The organism is Erwinia artemisiae (genome assembly GCF_051400835.1).
Taxonomy (GTDB): domain Bacteria; phylum Pseudomonadota; class Gammaproteobacteria; order Enterobacterales; family Enterobacteriaceae; genus Erwinia; species Erwinia aeris.
Genome location: NZ_JBLFFM010000002.1, coordinates 545,727 through 561,943, shown reverse-complemented (window position 1 = coordinate 561,943; position 16,217 = coordinate 545,727). Strand labels below are relative to the sequence as shown.

The 16,217-nt window shown below is 54.5% G+C and carries 20 protein-coding genes and 1 other RNA gene; 9 read left to right on the top strand and 12 right to left on the bottom strand.

The features are described from left to right. Positions 1-201 precede the first annotated feature (201 nt). Entirely contained in the window at positions 202-540 is a 339-nt protein-coding gene (glnK, locus tag ACMGEE_RS07305; protein WP_125288441.1) for a P-II family nitrogen regulator, read from the top strand. 20 nt (positions 541-560) lie between these two features. Then, positions 561-1,862, top strand: coding sequence for an ammonium transporter AmtB (amtB, locus tag ACMGEE_RS07300; protein WP_370256072.1), 1,302 nt, complete (start codon positions 561-563; stop codon positions 1,860-1,862). A 62-nt stretch (positions 1,863-1,924) separates the two neighbouring features. Here the strand turns inward: amtB and tesB are convergent, their stop codons facing one another. Continuing rightward, positions 1,925-2,785, bottom strand: a complete 861-nt coding sequence (tesB, locus tag ACMGEE_RS07295) for an acyl-CoA thioesterase II (protein WP_301252343.1) — start codon at positions 2,783-2,785, stop codon at positions 1,925-1,927. Between the two features lie 199 nt (positions 2,786-2,984). Here tesB and ACMGEE_RS07290 point away from each other — a divergent pair, with 199 nt between their 5' ends. Continuing rightward, positions 2,985-3,545, top strand: coding sequence for a YbaY family lipoprotein (locus ACMGEE_RS07290; protein WP_436829844.1), 561 nt, complete (start codon positions 2,985-2,987; stop codon positions 3,543-3,545). A gap of 27 nt (positions 3,546-3,572) precedes the next feature. Here the strand turns inward: ACMGEE_RS07290 and ACMGEE_RS07285 are convergent, their stop codons facing one another. Then, positions 3,573-3,884, bottom strand: coding sequence for an MGMT family protein (locus ACMGEE_RS07285; RefSeq protein WP_394148814.1), 312 nt, complete (start codon positions 3,882-3,884; stop codon positions 3,573-3,575). Between the two features lie 189 nt (positions 3,885-4,073). Here ACMGEE_RS07285 and ffs point away from each other — a divergent pair. Further along, an RNA gene (gene ffs, locus ACMGEE_RS07280) (signal recognition particle sRNA small type) lies at positions 4,074-4,170 on the top strand. A 42-nt stretch (positions 4,171-4,212) separates the two neighbouring features. Here ffs and hha read toward each other — a convergent pair. The 3 genes from hha to ACMGEE_RS07265 form a co-directional block, all read right to left on the bottom strand. After that, on the bottom strand, positions 4,213-4,431 hold the full coding sequence (gene hha, locus ACMGEE_RS07275; protein WP_125288446.1) for a hemolysin expression-modulating protein Hha: 219 nt from the start codon (positions 4,429-4,431) through the stop codon (positions 4,213-4,215). 28 nt (positions 4,432-4,459) lie between these two features. Continuing rightward, entirely contained in the window at positions 4,460-4,840 is a 381-nt protein-coding gene (tomB, locus tag ACMGEE_RS07270; protein WP_125288630.1) for an Hha toxicity modulator TomB, read from the bottom strand. A 143-nt stretch (positions 4,841-4,983) separates the two neighbouring features. Then, a complete protein-coding gene (locus ACMGEE_RS07265; RefSeq protein WP_253455033.1) occupies positions 4,984-5,337 on the bottom strand; it encodes a hypothetical protein in 354 nt (117 codons plus the stop codon). A 411-nt stretch (positions 5,338-5,748) separates the two neighbouring features. On the opposite strand from ACMGEE_RS07265, the gene ACMGEE_RS07260 reads away from it, so the two are divergent. Genes ACMGEE_RS07260 through ACMGEE_RS07250 form a run of 3 tightly spaced genes read left to right on the top strand, consistent with a single transcriptional unit; the run spans position 5,749 to position 8,149 of the window. Next, positions 5,749-6,411 (top strand): metal ABC transporter ATP-binding protein, encoded by a 663-nt coding sequence (locus ACMGEE_RS07260; RefSeq protein ID WP_301252349.1) that lies wholly within the window; start codon positions 5,749-5,751, stop codon positions 6,409-6,411. Continuing rightward, on the top strand, positions 6,408-7,274 hold the full coding sequence (locus tag ACMGEE_RS07255; protein WP_436829843.1) for a metal ABC transporter permease: 867 nt from the start codon (positions 6,408-6,410) through the stop codon (positions 7,272-7,274). Before ACMGEE_RS07260 ends, ACMGEE_RS07255 begins: the two co-directional genes overlap by 4 nt. After that, the gene (locus ACMGEE_RS07250; protein ID WP_436829842.1) at positions 7,271-8,149 is read left to right on the top strand and encodes a metal ABC transporter substrate-binding protein; all 879 of its coding nucleotides are present in this window, start codon (positions 7,271-7,273) and stop codon (positions 8,147-8,149) included. The genes ACMGEE_RS07255 and ACMGEE_RS07250 overlap by 4 nt, the downstream gene beginning before the upstream one ends. Positions 8,150-8,428: 279 nt before the next feature. Here the strand turns inward: ACMGEE_RS07250 and ykgO are convergent, their stop codons facing one another. The 4 genes from ykgO to ACMGEE_RS07230 form a co-directional block, all read right to left on the bottom strand. Beyond that, positions 8,429-8,569 (bottom strand): type B 50S ribosomal protein L36, encoded by a 141-nt coding sequence (gene ykgO, locus ACMGEE_RS07245; protein WP_125288450.1) that lies wholly within the window; start codon positions 8,567-8,569, stop codon positions 8,429-8,431. 9 nt (positions 8,570-8,578) lie between these two features. Continuing rightward, complete coding sequence (locus ACMGEE_RS07240) at positions 8,579-8,830, bottom strand: type B 50S ribosomal protein L31 (RefSeq protein ID WP_253455026.1); 252 nt, start codon at positions 8,828-8,830, stop codon at positions 8,579-8,581. A 404-nt stretch (positions 8,831-9,234) separates the two neighbouring features. Continuing rightward, positions 9,235-12,381, bottom strand: coding sequence for a multidrug efflux RND transporter permease subunit AcrB (acrB, locus tag ACMGEE_RS07235; protein ID WP_253455024.1), 3,147 nt, complete (start codon positions 12,379-12,381; stop codon positions 9,235-9,237). Between the two features lie 17 nt (positions 12,382-12,398). Continuing rightward, the gene (locus ACMGEE_RS07230) at positions 12,399-13,583 is read right to left on the bottom strand and encodes an efflux RND transporter periplasmic adaptor subunit (protein WP_253455023.1); all 1,185 of its coding nucleotides are present in this window, start codon (positions 13,581-13,583) and stop codon (positions 12,399-12,401) included. Positions 13,584-13,725: 142 nt separating this feature from the next. On the opposite strand from ACMGEE_RS07230, the gene acrR reads away from it, so the two are divergent. Next, entirely contained in the window at positions 13,726-14,367 is a 642-nt protein-coding gene (gene acrR / locus ACMGEE_RS07225; RefSeq protein WP_301252353.1) for a multidrug efflux transporter transcriptional repressor AcrR, read from the top strand. Here the strand turns inward: acrR and rsmS are convergent. The 3 genes from rsmS to priC are packed head-to-tail and all read right to left on the bottom strand — an operon-like array spanning position 14,364 to position 15,373. Further along, on the bottom strand, positions 14,364-14,528 hold the full coding sequence (gene rsmS / locus ACMGEE_RS07220; RefSeq protein WP_253455020.1) for a pleiotropic regulatory protein RsmS: 165 nt from the start codon (positions 14,526-14,528) through the stop codon (positions 14,364-14,366). The two genes, acrR and rsmS, sit on opposite strands and share 4 nt — an antisense overlap. Before the next feature lie 14 nt (positions 14,529-14,542). Next, positions 14,543-14,788, bottom strand: a complete 246-nt coding sequence (locus ACMGEE_RS07215) for a GlsB/YeaQ/YmgE family stress response membrane protein (RefSeq protein ID WP_253455019.1) — start codon at positions 14,786-14,788, stop codon at positions 14,543-14,545. Positions 14,789-14,839: 51 nt separating this feature from the next. Then, on the bottom strand, positions 14,840-15,373 hold the full coding sequence (gene priC, locus ACMGEE_RS07210; RefSeq protein WP_253455017.1) for a primosomal replication protein PriC: 534 nt from the start codon (positions 15,371-15,373) through the stop codon (positions 14,840-14,842). A gap of 269 nt (positions 15,374-15,642) precedes the next feature. Here priC and apt point away from each other — a divergent pair, with 269 nt between their 5' ends. Next, positions 15,643-16,194: an adenine phosphoribosyltransferase gene (gene apt, locus ACMGEE_RS07205; protein WP_253455016.1), complete on the top strand. Its 552-nt coding sequence runs from the start codon at positions 15,643-15,645 to the stop codon at positions 16,192-16,194. The last annotated feature ends 23 nt before the right edge of the window (positions 16,195-16,217 follow it).

Sequence of the window (16,217 nt, the reverse complement as noted above, 5' to 3'; positions counted from 1 at the left end):
CGATGCACAATTTCGACGCGTAACGCACCTTAATGGTGCGTTTTCTTTTTCCCTCTATGCTTAATGTCATCATCAGGCCGCCACGCGTACGCAATATCTGCCGCCGCGCCTTTTAAAACGCACGTTTCTGATTTATGGCACAGCCTTTGCTTTGGTTAACGCAGGGCGGAATCACCGTTTTCTTTAGCTGGAGGGGATCGTATGAAGCTGGTTACCGTGGTAATCAAACCGTTTAAATTAGAAGACGTGCGTGAGGCGCTTTCTGCCATTGGCATTCAGGGCCTGACCGTCACCGAAGTCAAGGGATTTGGTCGCCAGAAAGGCCATGCCGAGCTTTATCGCGGCGCTGAATACAGCGTGAACTTCCTGCCAAAAGTTAAAATCGATGTGGCGATAGCGGACGACCAGCTGGACGAGGTTGTCGACGTTATCAGCAAGGCCGCCTATACCGGCAAAATTGGCGACGGCAAGATTTTTGTCGCTGAACTACAGCGGGTTATCCGTATTCGCACCGGCGAAGCGGACGAAGCCGCACTCTGATCTCGGGGCTAAGAATTGTGATGGGATGGGATAAAATGAGAAAAATGACTACCTTCGGCCTCGCCAGCCTCAGCCTGTTGCCCTCGCTTGCGATGGCGGCACCGCCAGCCGTGGCGGACAAGGCCGATAACGCCTTTATGATGATTTGCACCGCGCTGGTGCTGTTTATGACGCTACCCGGCATTGCGCTTTTCTACGGCGGCCTCATCCGGGCTAAAAACGTCCTGTCCATGCTGACTCAGGTTTCCGTGACCTTTGCGATGGTGTGCGTTATCTGGATGCTCTACGGCTATTCGCTGGCCTTCAGCACGGGCAACGCTTTCTTTGGCGACTTCAGCATGGCGATGTTGAAAAACATTCAGCTGACGGCGCTGGTTGGAACCTTCTACCAGTATATTCACGTTTCGTTCCAGGCTTCATTTGCCTGTATTACCGTCGGCCTGATCGTTGGCGCGCTGGCCGAGCGTATTCGTTTCTCTGCGGTGCTGATCTTTGTGGCTATCTGGGTCACTTTCTCCTATCTGCCCATCGCGCACATGGTCTGGTCCGGTGGACTGCTGGCGCAGGACGGCGCGCTGGACTTTGCCGGCGGCACCGTGGTGCATATCAACGCCGCCGTTGCCGGTCTGGTCGGCGCTTACCTGGTCGGCAAGCGTGCGGGCTTTGGCAAAGAAGCCTTTAAACCGCACAACCTGCCGATGGTCTTCACCGGCACGGCGATCCTGTATGTCGGCTGGTTCGGCTTTAACGCCGGTTCGGCGAGCGCGGCTAACGAAATCGCGGCGCTGGCATTCCTGAACACCGTTATGGCGACCGCAGGCGCGATGCTGAGCTGGACGTTTGGCGAGTGGGCGCTGCGCGGCAAGCCTTCGCTGCTGGGCGTCTGCTCCGGTGCGATCGCGGGTCTGGTGGCGATTACGCCAGCCTGTGGCTATGTTGGCGTCGGCGGCGCGTTGGTTATCGGTATTATCGGCGGTCTGGCGGGCCTGTGGGGCGTTACCGTGCTGAAAAGATGGCTGCGCGTTGACGATCCCTGTGACGTGTTCGGCGTGCACGGCGTGTGCGGTATTGTAGGCTGCATCCTGACCGGCGTTTTCGCTTCTTCTTCACTGGGCGGCGTCGGCTATGCCTCTGGCGTAACGATGGGGCATCAGATTTGGGTGCAGCTCTATAGCGTAGGCATTACGGTGGTCTGGACGGGCGTGGTCGCCTTTATCGCCTTTAAGGTTGCGGATATGACAGTCGGCCTGCGCGTAACCGAGGATCACGAACGTGAAGGTCTGGATGTGAACAGCCACGGCGAAAACGCTTATAACCAGTAAGCCGACTCGCAGGAGCCGCCCTCGCTAACAAACCCCGCGCTCTGCGGGGTTTGTTATTTCAGCTACTGACGCAGGCGCATCACGCCTTCCTGCACCGTTGAAGCGACCAGTATCCCATCCTGAGTAAAGAACTCACCGCGTACGAAGCCTCTGGCACCGGATGCCGACGTGCTCTCCACGCTATAAAGCAGCCACTGATTCAGGTCGAAAGGGCGGTGAAACCACATCGAGTGATCGATAGTGGCGACCTGCATTCCCGGTTCCAGAAATCCTTTGCCGTGCGGCTGGAGCGCGACCGGCAGGAAGTTAAAGTCCGAGGCGTAGCCCAGCAGGTATTGGTGTATACGCCTGTCGTCCGGCATGGGGCCGTTAGCCCGCAGCCAGACATGGCGCACCGGTTCATCAACGTGGCCTTTCAGCGGGTTGTGAAATTTAACCGGGCGGATTTCAAACGGTTTTTCTGACAGGAACTTTTCACGCGCCTTTTCAGGGATAAAATGCGACAGCTGTTTGGCGATTTCGCCTTCCGTCGTCAGGGACTCCGGGCCAGCGACGTCCGGCATCGGTTTCTGATGCTCAAAACCTGTTTCCGGCGCCTGGAAAGAGGCGGTCATATAAAAAATAGGCTGGCCGTTCTGGATGGCGCTGACCCGGCGGGCGCTGAAGCTGTGCCCGTCGCGCAGGGTTTCTACGTCGTAAATAATGGCTTTCTGGCTGTCGCCGGGCCGCAAAAAGTAGCTGTGGAACGAATGGATAATGCGCTCCGCCGGGACCGTCTGCTTGGCGGCATAAAGCGCCTGGCCGACCACCTGACCGCCAAAAACCTGACGCAGGCCGAGATCCTCGCTCTGGCCGCGAAACAGGCCCTCTTCCAGCTTTTCCAGGTTCATTAAATTTAACAGTTCGTGCAGTGCCTGACTCATGGCGGCTTCCTCAATAGTCGGTTCCCTTTCAGTTTGCGAAACCGAACCCGCTGCCGTCAACGTCGGGGAAAAATATTCTTCCGCACGCGTTCCTTATTTGGCTTACAGGCGAAAATCAATAACCTGTGCCAGAATTAAGGCTTACGGGGCAGGCTTGCTGTCCCTTATGTCCCGCATTGATCGCAAGGAGAATAAATCAATGAAACTTTGGCCTGTATTGACCGGCGCCGCTTTGGCGGTCGCACTTTCCGGATGTGCTGATAAAGGTAGATATGTCCCCACGCCGACGCTGGCTTCCAAAGTCGCGGGGGAAGCAGATACGCTGCGCCAGCCGCACGTTAGCGGAACCATTACGCTTCCGGCCAACGTGCGCCTGCCGCCTGATGCTTCATTAACCGTGATGCTTTCTGATGCTTCCCTGTCAGACGCACCGGCAAAAGTGATTTCACAGCGCGTAGTGCTGACCGATGGCAAACAGGCGCCGTTCAAATTTATCCTGCCTTTCAATCCGGCGGACATTCAGCCTAACGCCAGGATCCTGCTGAGTGCAGCGGTAATTGTCGATCGCAACGTCGTATTAATAGCCGATTCTATTAAGCCGGTTATTAACGGCGGCGGTACAAAAGACCAGACGCTTAACCTGAAGGCCGTGCCGGCGAAAGCCCTACCGACGGCTCAACGCGCGCCTGTGGCGGTACCCTCGACTTCACCTACGCTGGTGACGCCGACCTCAACCGTGCCTGCGCCAACTTCACTGTAATGGTTTCCGCCCCTTTACGGGGGCGGTTCATCCCTGCCAGCGGTAGCGCTCCAGCGCAATTTTTCCGTTATGATCCACTTCTACGCCCTCTGCCAATAAAGCCTGGCGTTGGCGATCGAGATCGCCGCCCGTTAACGAAATCTCACCCAGCCGGTTAATGACTCTGTGCCATGGAAGCTTGCTGCCTGCCGGTAGCCGTTTTAATACGCCGCCAACCTGACGCGCGGCGCGCGGCGAACCCGCCAGCCGGGCAATATCGCCATAGGTGGTCACCTTACCGTAGGGAATAGCGGCAACAATTTGCCAGATACGGCGTGGAAAAGTGTCTTGTTCAGTCATCTCTGCTCCCCGTTACTGCAAATAAAGTAATCGAAAGCGGTCTTAAGCTGGAGGGATGTGGCGGATAATAGCAGGGGAAAGGGCAATGTTGTGCAAGAAAACAACGGTCGTCGGGCGCGGGCTTGCAATTGCCCAGGGGTTCATTGATAATGCCCTCGCTCCATTACATGGGGCAATCAATGGGGGCCCGGTTGGTTCTCCCGCAACGCTAACTTGTGAACTCGGTCAGATCCGGAAGGAAGCAGCCGCAGCATGTGACGCGTGTGCCGGGATGTAGCTGGCAGGGCCCCCACCCAATTCCTCCGGGGAACCCTCACCGCTTCATCTCTTATCGTACAAACTTCCAGACAGAAACCGGCACTTTATCGTAAAGCTTATTCATGGTCAGTTCGGCAAGCCGATGATCCGCCGCTGAATAAAATACGGCCAGCTCATTATCAGATAATTCGTATTTGTTTTTTTCGATAACGCGTTCGAGCGTGTCAATTGAACGGCATCGTCTTAAACGCATCAGATAATCAGTTTTCGTAAGTAGTTTATCTGTCATTATTAAACCATTGAAAAAATAAAGGTTACTAAAATGAATGGCTTGTCTGTGCGGTAACGACAGCACATTCCTCTGTAAAAACGTTGAACAGCCGTTTCGCTGATTTCTGCCAGCGCTGAAGATCCTGGCCATTAATACCGTAGTTGCTGAAAAGCATAAAGGTATCGTCAAGATATTCATCAATCTGACTAATCAACTCGCTGTCTTCAATATGCTTAATTTTGTAATTCATGGTAAACCCGGCAATATGCTCAATCAGGTCATTAAGCTGCAGGTTAATTGCTGAAGTTGGATCGTTAACCCAGCCGTGATGGCTATCGCCTAACGTGGCCAGACTTTCATCATACAGGTTTTCACACAAAAATTTCAGCTGGGCAATATCATGCCTTTTCGGTGAGTATTCGTCCATCTTTTTCCCCTCCATAGCCAGTGAAAAATGGTATACCGCAGGCTTTCTGCGAGCGGGGTGCCAGGAAGCGATATTGAATCTCGTGCGAGTGCTTTAATAAATATAACTCTCTTAAATTGTATTTTGAGTACTATTACTAAAAATTACAATTCATCCGCGGCTGCGGCGCGTTCCGTATCAATAAAATCAAATATCAGCGCATCGGGCTGGCTTTCAAAATTTACTGACTGGGTGGTCGTTTCATCTGCATCGATATCAAGACAGGCGTTGAAAACGTTCCAGCAGAAACTGTAAGTCATTTTGTAACCCGACGGCGCCGTTTGTTCAACTGAAATAATTTTCACACTTCCCGGAACATATTGCGCATTTTGTGAATACCATAACAGTGAGCCAGTTAACTCGGTTTCTATTTTGGGAATAATCCGCTGAATAAGGCTAATCCATTCGGACTCATTTTCTTCATCAGGCGCTGAAGAGACAGGAATACGTTTGCGCATTTTTTCTCCACAGAGTTAATAAACGCTTATACAGATAATTGTTGTTAGCTTTAAAATAATCAAGCCGCTTAAAAAGAGAAAAAACTATCTTGATGATTTGACTGTTAATTATTTTAGTAGAGGATCCCGCTTTCTGCGATAGAAAAACCCGATTAAGGTGAAGAAATTTTATATAACCGCATCTCTTTTTATTACTTTTTGTGGAAATAAAAAGATACATTTTAGTTCAGCGCGCTTTCCATCATCGTAATATGCTATTGTTATGTTATAACGTAACTATAGTGCTGCCATGTTAAGTTTTACTGCTTCTTCTCGTCCCACATTACTGATGCAATCAGCCCGAGCACGTTTACTTTTTGCTCTGATCGCCGTGCTGGCTTTGCTGGCGCTGAGCGGATGGGCGGTATCCCCATGATTACGCTAACAGATCTCCGGGTCGGCTATCGCGGGAGCGCCGTTACCCCGTCCCTTAACGGGACGTTCCAGCCGGGGTCAATGACCGCGCTGGTGGGGGCAAACGGCTGTGGAAAATCCACATTGCTAAAAACCTTCGCGGGCCTGCTGCCGCCCGTAAGTGGTCAACTCAGCTGCCTGACGCAGGATACAGCATGGTTACCGCAGCAATCCGAAATTGAGAGAAATTTCCCTGTCAGCGTAGCCGATCTGGTGGCGATGGGCTGCTGGCGACGCTGCGGCTGGTTTGGGGCTATCGGTCGACCTGAAAGGCAGCGGATTATGGCGGCGCTGGAAGAGGTCAATATGGCTGAATTCGCCGCCGCGCAGCCCGGCACGCTTTCTGGCGGACAGCTGCAGCGTGTGCTTTTTGCCAGGCTACTGGTACAGGATGCTTCGCTACTGCTGCTTGATGAACCTTTTACCGGCATCGATACGGCAACGACCAGTCTGCTGCTGGCGCTGCTGCAGGCGCGGCATCGGGCTGGCTGCACGCTGATCGTGGTGCTGCACGATATGACAATGGTTACGCGATCCTTCCCGCAGATCCTGCGGCTGGACTCCACTCAGGCGGAATGGATCACGCAATCGCCGGAACCGATCGTGTTGGAGTCAGCATGACGCTTTTACAGCCTTTTATCGAATTCGCCTTTATGCGCCGCGCGCTGGTTGCCTGCATTGCGCTTTCGCTCAGCGCCACGCCGCTGGGCGTCTTTTTGCTGCTGCGTCGCATGAGCCTGGTCGGCGACGCGCTTTCCCATGCGGTGCTGCCCGGCGCGGCTATCGGCTATTTGATTTCCGGCCTTTCGCTGGTCGCAATGGGCATTGGCGGCATTATCGCCGGGCTGTCGGTAGCGCTGCTGTCGGGCGCGGTCAGCCGCTATACGCCGCTGCGTGAAGACGCCAGTTTTGCCGGTTTTTATCTCGGCTCGCTGGCGCTGGGCGTGACCCTGGTTTCACTGCGCGGCTCCAGCGTCGATCTGCTGCATGTACTGTTCGGCTCGTTGCTGGCCGTTGATAATCCCTCGCTTCTGCTGGTCAGCGCGATAGCGTCAGTGACGCTGCTGGCGCTGGCGTTGATTTATCGTCCGCTGGTGATCGATGCCTTCGACCCTGCTTTTTTACGCGCGCAGAGCCGCTGGGCTGCACCGCTGGTACACGCGCTTTTTCTGATACTGGTTGTGACCAACCTGGTGGCAGGCTTTCAGGTTCTCGGCACGCTGATGTGCGTGGGGCTGATGATGCTGCCCGCAGCGGCATCCCGCTTCTGGCGTAAAGAACTGCCCGGCATGATTGGCATCGCCATGATACTGGGGCTGATCGCCAGCTTCAGCGGTCTGTCGGCCTCATTCTACCTGGCGCTGCCTGCCGGGCCCGCCGTGGTGCTCTGTGCCGCGCTGCTGTTCTTTATCTCGATTTTAGTAGGGCCATGCGGCGGAATATTGCGCGCGCGTTTTTTTACTGTTGATAAGGAAAAAAGATGAAAAAGTTACCCCTTGTGCTGGCGCTGGCCGCCCTGTGTGCCACGCCGCTGGCGATGGCGAAAACGCTGGAGACGGTAGCCAGCTTCACGGTGTTGGCCGATATCGTTAAGCAGGTCGGCGGCGAGCATGTAGAGGTAAAAAGCCTTGTCGGGCCGAATGGCGATCCGCACAGCTTTGAGCCGACGCCGCAGGACAGCCAGGCGCTGGCTAAAGCGGATGTGGTATTCGTCAGCGGCCTGGGGCTGGAAGGCTGGATGGACCGCCTGATTTCAGCCTCGGAATACAAAGGCCATGTCGTTATCGCTTCAGCAGGCATTACGACGCGCACTATGGAGGAGGAGGGGAAAACGGTTACCGATCCGCATGCCTGGAACAGCATGAAAAATGGCGAAATCTATGCCAGCAACGTGATGAACGCATTGATTACTGCCGATCCGCAGGATGCAAACGACTTCCGCCGGCGCGGCGCGGCCTATATTGCCCGACTGCAAAAGCTGGACGAATGGGCCGCTGACCAGTTTGCGGGCATCCCGGCGGCGAAACGTAAAGTGCTGACCAGTCACGATGCCTTCGGCTATTTTGGCCAGCGCTATGGCGTAACCTTTATGTCGCCAGTCGGCTTCTCTACGGAATCTGAGGCCAACGCTGCCGACGTGGCGGGGCTGATTACCCAGCTGAAAAAGGAGCATATCCACAGCTATTTTATTGAAAACCAGACCGATCCTCGCCTGGTGCAGCAGATCGCTTCGGCAACCGGCGCTCGGCCCGGTGGCGAGCTCTACCCGGAAGCGCTGACGGAAAAAGGCGGTGCGGCTGATTCTCTGGAAGCGGCTTTTCGTCATAACGTAACGGCGATGCTGGCCAGCATGAAATAAAAAAGCGGGCCGATAACCGGCCCGCCTGAATAAATACTCCTGACCAGATAAAAGTAGCCTTCTTGTGGACTGCATTCCTCAGCGCTTTTTATTGCATAAGCAGCCTTCTGGCGGATCGCATTCTTCAGACGCTTTTTATGGCAAAAGCAGACTTCATGCCGGTTGCTTTTTCCCGGCATTTAATCGACAGAAATAGAGTACGTGGTGGATACGGTACCGGAAGAGAACGCGCACGATATTCTTTATGGCAAAAGCGGCTTTGATGCCGCTTGCATATCCTCAGCGCTTTTTCTTTTTGCCCTGAACCGCTTTAAAGCGCGGATTGCTTTTGCAAATCACAAAAACCCGGCCGTGACGACGCACGATCTTGCAGTCTTTATGGCGTTTTCTGGCCGAAGCCAGCGAGTTAAGCACCTGCATTTTCACTCCTTACTTACTAAAAAAGCGGCCAAAGCGCTGGTTAAAGCGGTGCGCGCTGCCTTCTTTGGCAAACTCTTTTTGTTTGCCGGTGTAGTAAGCATGGGAAGCCGAAGAGACGTCCAGTGTTACATAAGGCAGCGTTTTACCGTCCAGCTCGATTGTGCGGTCGGTTTTAATGGTAGAGCCGACGACAAAAAAGGTGTCGGCGCTGGTGTCGTGAAAAGCGACAGTGCGGTAAGCCGGATGGATTGCTTGTTTCATAAAATCCCCTGATTTTGTATGTTATAACATAACAATAATTATGCGCGCCGTGATTTTAAAATGCAAGCGTAAAGGAGGCACGCAGACCAGCAACGATAACGGAACACAGAAACAGAGAGCCCCGGAGCAGAAAAACATTGGAACAGGGGAGCAGGAGAGCAGGAGAGCAGGAGAGCAGGGGAACAGGGGAGCAAGGGAGCAAAGGAGCAAGGGAGCAGGCGAGCAGGGGAATAAGGGAACAAGGTAGCAGGGTACGAAAACAGAGAACAAAAAAGTATGGCGGGAAGATGATTGGAAGAAGAAGACGCGTGCGCTGCCAGAGACGGTCACAAAAACAGGCATTACCGGCACCTGAAGAAAAAAGAGGCCGCAAAAGCGGCCTCTTAAAGATCAAGCGGGATGCCTTAGTGAGGACGGTCCGTATGATGCGGTTCCAGATCCTCTTTATGCTTGCTGAAGCGGCGGCGAACCACCACGAAGAACACAGGCACGAAGAAGATAGCCAGAATAGTTGCCGTTACCATACCGCCCATTACGCCGGTACCTACCGCGTTCTGCGCACCGGAGCCTGCGCCGGTACTGATGGTCAGCGGCAGTACGCCCAGGATAAAGGCCAGCGAGGTCATCAGAATAGGACGAAGACGCATACGTACCGCTTCCAGCGTCGCTTCTATCAGACCTTTGCCTTCTTTCTCCATCAAATCTTTGGCGAACTCGACGATTAGAATGGCGTTCTTCGCCGACAGCCCGATGGTGGTCAACAGGCCTACCACAAAGTACACGTCGTTGCTCAGGCCGCGCATAGTGGTGAACAGCAGGGCGCCGATAACGCCCAGCGGCACAACCAGCATAACCGAGAACGGAATCGACCAGCTCTCATACAGCGCTGCCAGACACAGGAACACGACGATCAGCGAGATAGCATAGAGCGCTGGCGCCTGGTTACCCGAGAGACGTTCCTGATAGGACATGCCCGTCCACTCGTAGCCAATGCCCTTCGGCAGCTTCGAGGCCAGCTCTTCCATCAGGTTCATGGCGTCGCCCGAACTTTTGCCTGGCGCAGCCTGACCCAGGATCTCCATAGAAGGCAGACCGTTATAGCGTTCCAGACGTGGTGAACCGTACTGCCATTTCGCGCTGGCGAAGGACGAGAACGGCACCATTTCGCCATTTGAGGCGCGCACGTACCATTTATCGATATCGCCAGGCAGCATACGAGCATCGGCTTGTCCCATCACGTAAACTTTCTTCACACGACCGCGATCGATGAAGTCATTGACGTAAGAGCCGCCCCAGGCCGCACCCAGCGTGGTGTTGATATCAGAAATAGACACGCCCAGCGCTTCCGCTTTTTCCTGGTCGATAGTCAGCTTGTACTGCGGCGTATCTTCCAGACCGTTTGGACGCATACCTACCAGCGTATCCGGATGCTGGGCAGCCATGCCGAGCAGCTGGTTACGGGCATTGGTCAGGGCTTCATGGCCCAGGTTGCCCTGGTCAATCAGCTCAAAGTCAAAGCCGGTGGCGTTACCGAGTTCGATAATCGCCGGCAGGTTAAACGGGATCACCATCGCATCTTTGATGGCGCCGAAAGCCTGCATGGCACGACCGGCGATGCCTTCCACTTTGTTTTCCGACCCGCTGCGCTCGTCCCACGGCTTCAGGCTGACGAAGGCGATACCGGTGTTCTGGCCGCGTCCCGCAAAGCCGAAGCCGTTAACGGTAAACACCGAACGCACGTTATCCTTCTCTTTGGTCAGGAAGTAGTCCGTTACCTGGTCCAGCACCTTCTGCGTACGGCCCTGAGTCGCGCCGGCAGGCAGCGAAGCCTGAGCCAGCAGCAGCCCCTGATCCTCTTCCGGCAGGAAGGCGCTTGGCAGCTTCACGAACATATAAGCCATGCCGACCACAATCACCAGATAGATCAGCAGATAGCGGCCGGTGCTGCGAATGATATGGCCAACGCTGTCGGTATAGTGGTTGGTACTTTTGTCGAACATGCGGTTAAACCAGCCGAAAAAGCCGGTGGTTTTACCGTGGTCGCCTTTCTTGATCGGCTTGAGTAACGTTGCGCACAGCGCAGGCGTGAGGATCAGCGCTACGATAACCGACAGCACCATCGCGGAAACAATCGTGATGGAGAACTGGCGATAGATAACGCCGGTAGAGCCGCCGAAGAAGGCCATCGGAATAAATACTGCCGACAGCACCAGCGCAATACCGACCAGCGCGCCCTGGATCTGCCCCATGGACTTGCGGGTAGCCTCTTTAGGCGGCAGACCTTCTTCCGCCATCACGCGTTCGACGTTCTCCACCACCACGATGGCGTCATCCACCAGCAGGCCGATGGCGAGCACCATCCCGAACATCGTTAGCGTGTTTATCGAATAGCCGAAGGCGCTGATAATGGCAAAGGTCCCCAACAATACGACCGGCACAGCGATCGTCGGGATCAGCGTGGCGCGGAAGTTCTGCAGGAACAGATACATGACGATAAAGACCAGCACGATCGCTTCGATCAGGGTTTTTACCACCTCCATGATGGAGATTTTAACGAACGGCGTAGTGTCGTACGGATAAACCACTTTCAGGCCGGCCGGGAAGAACGGTTCCAGCTTGCCCAGCTCCGCTTTGACCGCTGCCGCCGTGTCCAGCGCGTTAGCGCCGGTAGCCAGTTTGATACCGATACCGGAGGCCGGTTTGCCGTTATAACGCGCGACAACCTCGTAGTTTTCACCGCCCAGCTCGATTTTCGCCACGTCTTTTAACAGCACGCGAGAACCATCCGTGTTGACTTTCAACAGGATTTTGCCGAACTCGTCGGTAGAGGTCAGACGGGTCTGCGCAATGATAGAGGCGTTAAGCTGCTGGCCCGGCACCGGCGGCGAACCGCCAAGCTGACCGGCGGCCACCTGGGCATTCTGCGCGGTGATAGCGCTGATGACGTCAACCGGCGTCAGCTGATAGTTATTCAGCTTGTGCGGGTCCATCCAGATACGCATCGCATACTGAGCACCAAATATCTGGGTATCGCCTACGCCGGTAGTACGGCTGATAGGATCCTTGATATTTGACGCCACGTAGTCCGCAATATCATTCTGCGTCATGGTGCCGTCTTCGTTGACGAAACCTGCCACCATCAGGAAGCTGCTGGAGGATTTTTGTACCTGGATACCCTGCTGCTGAACTTCCTGCGGCAGTAGCGGCGTGGCCAGCTGCAGTTTGTTCTGCACCTGAACCTGCGCGATATCCGGATCGGTACCTGACTCAAAGGTCAGGGTCAGCTGCAGCGTGCCCGATGAATCGCTGTTTGACGACATATACATCAGGCCGTCAATCCCGTTCATGTTCTGCTCGATAACCTGCGTTACCGAGTCCTGCAGCGTTTTAGCATCGGCACCCGGATAGGTGGCGCGAATCTGTACGGCCGGTGGCGCAACATTAGGATATTGCTCAATCGGCAGTTTTAGAATCGACAGCACGCCCACCAGCATAATAATGATGGCGATGACCCATGCGAAGATGGGGCGATCGATAAAGAACTTAGCCATGTATCAGCGGCTCCTGTTTAAGACTTCGGTTGGTCAGACTGCGTTTTGGTCACGTCGTCTGCACTCACTTCCTGCGGAGTCACAGTGGCGCCCGCTTTGGCTCGCTGTACACCGGTGGTGATGACACGGTCGCCCTCTTTCAGACCTGCCGTAACCAGCCACTTGTCGCCAACTGCCTGTTCCGTGGTCAAATTACGGGATTCCACTTTATTGTCCGCGCCCACGACCATTGCCGTAGCCTGGCCGGTTGGCGTGCGGGTAACGGCCTGCTGCGGCACTAACAGCGCGGAAGGATTGGTGCCTTCTTCCAGGCGAGCGCGCACAAACATACCGGGCAGCAGCGAATGATCCGGATTAGGGAACACGGCGCGCAGCGTAATGGAACCGGTCGTTTCGTCCACCGTCACATCGGAGAATTCCAATGTTCCGCTTTGCGCGAATTCGCTACCATCCGGTAATAACAGTTTCACTTTTGCCTTACCGTCGGCCTGCTGCAGCTTGCCAGAGTTCAGCTCCTGACGCAGACGCATGAAATCTTCGCTCGATTGCGTGACGTCGACGTAAATAGGATCAAGCTGCTGAACTGTGGCGAGAGCAGTGGTCTGGCCGCTCTGAACCAGCGCGCCTTCGGTCACGGCAGATTTACCAATGCGACCGCTGATAGGCGAAATCACTTTGGTGTAGGCCAGATTGATGCGGGCAGTCTCTACGCTGGCTTTTGCCACCTGTACGGCTGCGGCGGTCTGGCTCTGCGTCGATACGGCGTTATCGTAGTCCTGCTGACTGATATATTTGGTACCCATCAGCGGCTTATAGCGTTTAACGGTCAGCGCGGCGATTTGCGCGTTGGCCTGAGCCTGAGCTAAATCCCCTTTTGCGCTGTCGTAGGTCGCCTGATAAGGCGCCGGGTCAATCTGATAAAGTGACTGACCGGCTTTTACATCGCTGCCTTCCACAAAATTACGCTTGAGAATGATGCCCGAAACCTGAGGGCGAACTTCTGCAACACGGAACGAGGAAGTACGACCCGGAAGATCGGTCGTAATGGTTAGCGGTGCGCTTTTCAGGGTAAGTACGCCCACTTCCGGCGCTTTTTGCTGACCGCCCTGTTGTGCGTCTTTGTTATCACATCCCGTTAGCACCAGGCTGCCTGAAAGCATCAGAACGGCCGCCAGAGGCGTTAACCCCCTGTTTTTGTTCATAAATAAACCTCGAGTGTCCGATATCGATTGTTCAATGGATCACAAAATCCATAAACCCATTGCTGCGTTTAAATTATGGTCGTGCTATGGTACATACATTCGCAAATGTATGTAAGTGCACCCTGGTTGTTAACATCCCCCTATGGCACGAAAAACCAAACAGCAGGCGTTAGAAACACGAAATCATATCCTTGACGCAGCTATCGCCAGGTTTTCCGAGCATGGTGTAGCGAAAACTTCTCTGGCCGACATCGCCGCCGCTGCCGGCGTAACGCGTGGCGCAATTTACTGGCACTTCAAAAACAAAACCGATTTGCTCAATGAAATATGGGCGCAGTCCGAGACCGGACTGGAGAATATAGAGCTTGAGTATCAATTAAAATACCCATCCGATCCACTCTCTGTTTTACGCGCCATGCTGACTTATGTCCTTGAAGCTACGGTAAGGGATACGCGCAGGCGTGCGCTGATGGAAATTATCTTTCATAAATGCGAATTTGTCGGCGAAATGACCACGTTGCAAATGATGCAGCAAACGTTATATCTGGAATGTTACGACAAAATTGAAGATGTATTGCGGCAGTGCATGACGCAGCAGCAGCTGCCGGGCGAGCTGGATACGCGGCGAACGGCCGTGGTCATGCGCGGCTATATAACCGGTATTATGGAAAACTGGCTGTTTATGCCGGAAAGCTTCGATCTGGCTTCGGATGCGCCGCAGCTGGTAGAGGTGCTGCTTGATACCGTCATGCACAGCCCGGCGCTCCGCAAGGCCGCCTGCTAGGGAAGGGCGCCTGGATTTTCGCCGCGCGCCTTTTTCTCAAAATCTCGTTGCACGATAGCTAAAGCAGCCAGTACCGTTTGCGGCGCGATCTGGTTCTCTTCAAGCAGCATAATCAAATCAACAGCCAGCTTTACTTCTTCTGGCGCGCTTTCCAGCGACATATTCTTCTCCCGATTTAAATACGGAGTTTTTTAGCAACCAATACCATCAGCAGCGCGCCAGCCAGCGCAATCAGCTGCGCTCTGGGTTCCGCTACGGCCAGGCTGCCATAATTAAAAAAGACCCCGATATAGCCGCCGACCAGCGAGCCGATGATGGCCAGCGCCAGCGTCGCTATCAGGCCGCCGGGGCGGCCAGGAAAGACATAGCGGGTAACGAATCCTACCGATAGCCCGATGATTATCCAGGAGAGAAGTCCCATTTGCGATCTCCAGTCAGCTTTTTCAAAAAGTATAGCAACGCCGCTGCGTACTCATTGTCGGTCGCGGTTTTCAATCGCGCGCTCGATTTTTTTTAATGCCAGCAGACAACGCTGTAACCGCCCCTCCAGCGCCGCGATTTCCTGCTGCAGCTTCCGCTGCTGCGCCAGCGTTTCCTGATGAGCAAGCTGGCTTTCCCGATCGGCGACCATCGCGCGCAGGCGGCGCTCGTAATCCTGATGTTTCGCCAGCTTCTCGTAAAGATTCTCCGGCTCTGGCTCCGGTCTGGTTTCGCTGTTGCGCAGCTTTAGCGTAGCCAGCTCGCGCTGTAGCGCGCTTATCTGCAGCACCACGCGTTCGGCCATCCAGGCAACGCGCTCCGTGCGGTGGCCGTTTACGCTTTGCCTGAGTAAGGCCATACTTTGCCGCGCTTCCTGTAGATAGTCGGCAAGCCGCGTACCGTGGCAGTGAAACAGCTGGCTGTCAAAACGCGCTTTCGCGGTGCGTTGGTTAGCGTGAGGCGCAATGGTCTGCGCCAGTTCTTCCAGCTTTGCTTCCAGCTGCTCAAGCAAATGGGCGCTTTTCATTTTTCTCTCTCCCCTGGTGAGCCGCGCCTATAATACGCTTAATTTGATCGATCTGTGCGCTGGTCTGCTTTTTCCTGAGCGACTCAGGTTGATTAAGGGCAACAAATACGTGGATTTTGCTTCCGACGGTTGCAATTGTCGGACGATTTGCATAGATTTGGTCGTTTTCGTGCGTGGCTTCCCCCGGACACTCCCGTCTTGCTCTGCGACTTCCTCGCCAGAGCAACGAAGCTGCGCGAGTCAGATTTGTATTTACCAGGCATAACACTATGACCGCGACTGCGCAGCAGCTTGAATTTCTTAAAAACAGTATCAAAAGCATTGAGGATTATCCTAAGCCAGGCATTCTGTTCCGTGACGTCACCAGCCTGCTGGAAGATCCAAAAGCCTATGCACTCAGCATTGAACTGTTGGTTGAACGCTATCGTGATGCAGGTATTACTAAAGTTGTAGGTACCGAAGCGCGCGGCTTCCTGTTTGGCGCGCCGGTGGCTCTGGCACTTGGCGTAGGCTTTGTGCCCGTACGCAAGCCGGGCAAGCTGCCGCGTAAAACCTTCGCTGAAACCTACGAGCTGGAATACGGCACGGACTGTCTGGAACTGCATTGCGATGCCATCGGACCGGGCGACAAAGTGCTGGTGGTAGACGATCTGCTGGCTACGGGCGGCACGATTGAAGCGACCGTCAAACTGATCCGTCGCGCAGGCGGCGAGGTAAAAGACGCGGCGTTTATCATCAATCTGTTTGATTTGAGTGGCGAAGCGCGCCTGAAGGCGATGGGGCTGGAGTGCTTCAGCCTGGTGAACTTCCCCGGTCACTAAGCCGTTGCAGAAAAAAAAAGGCT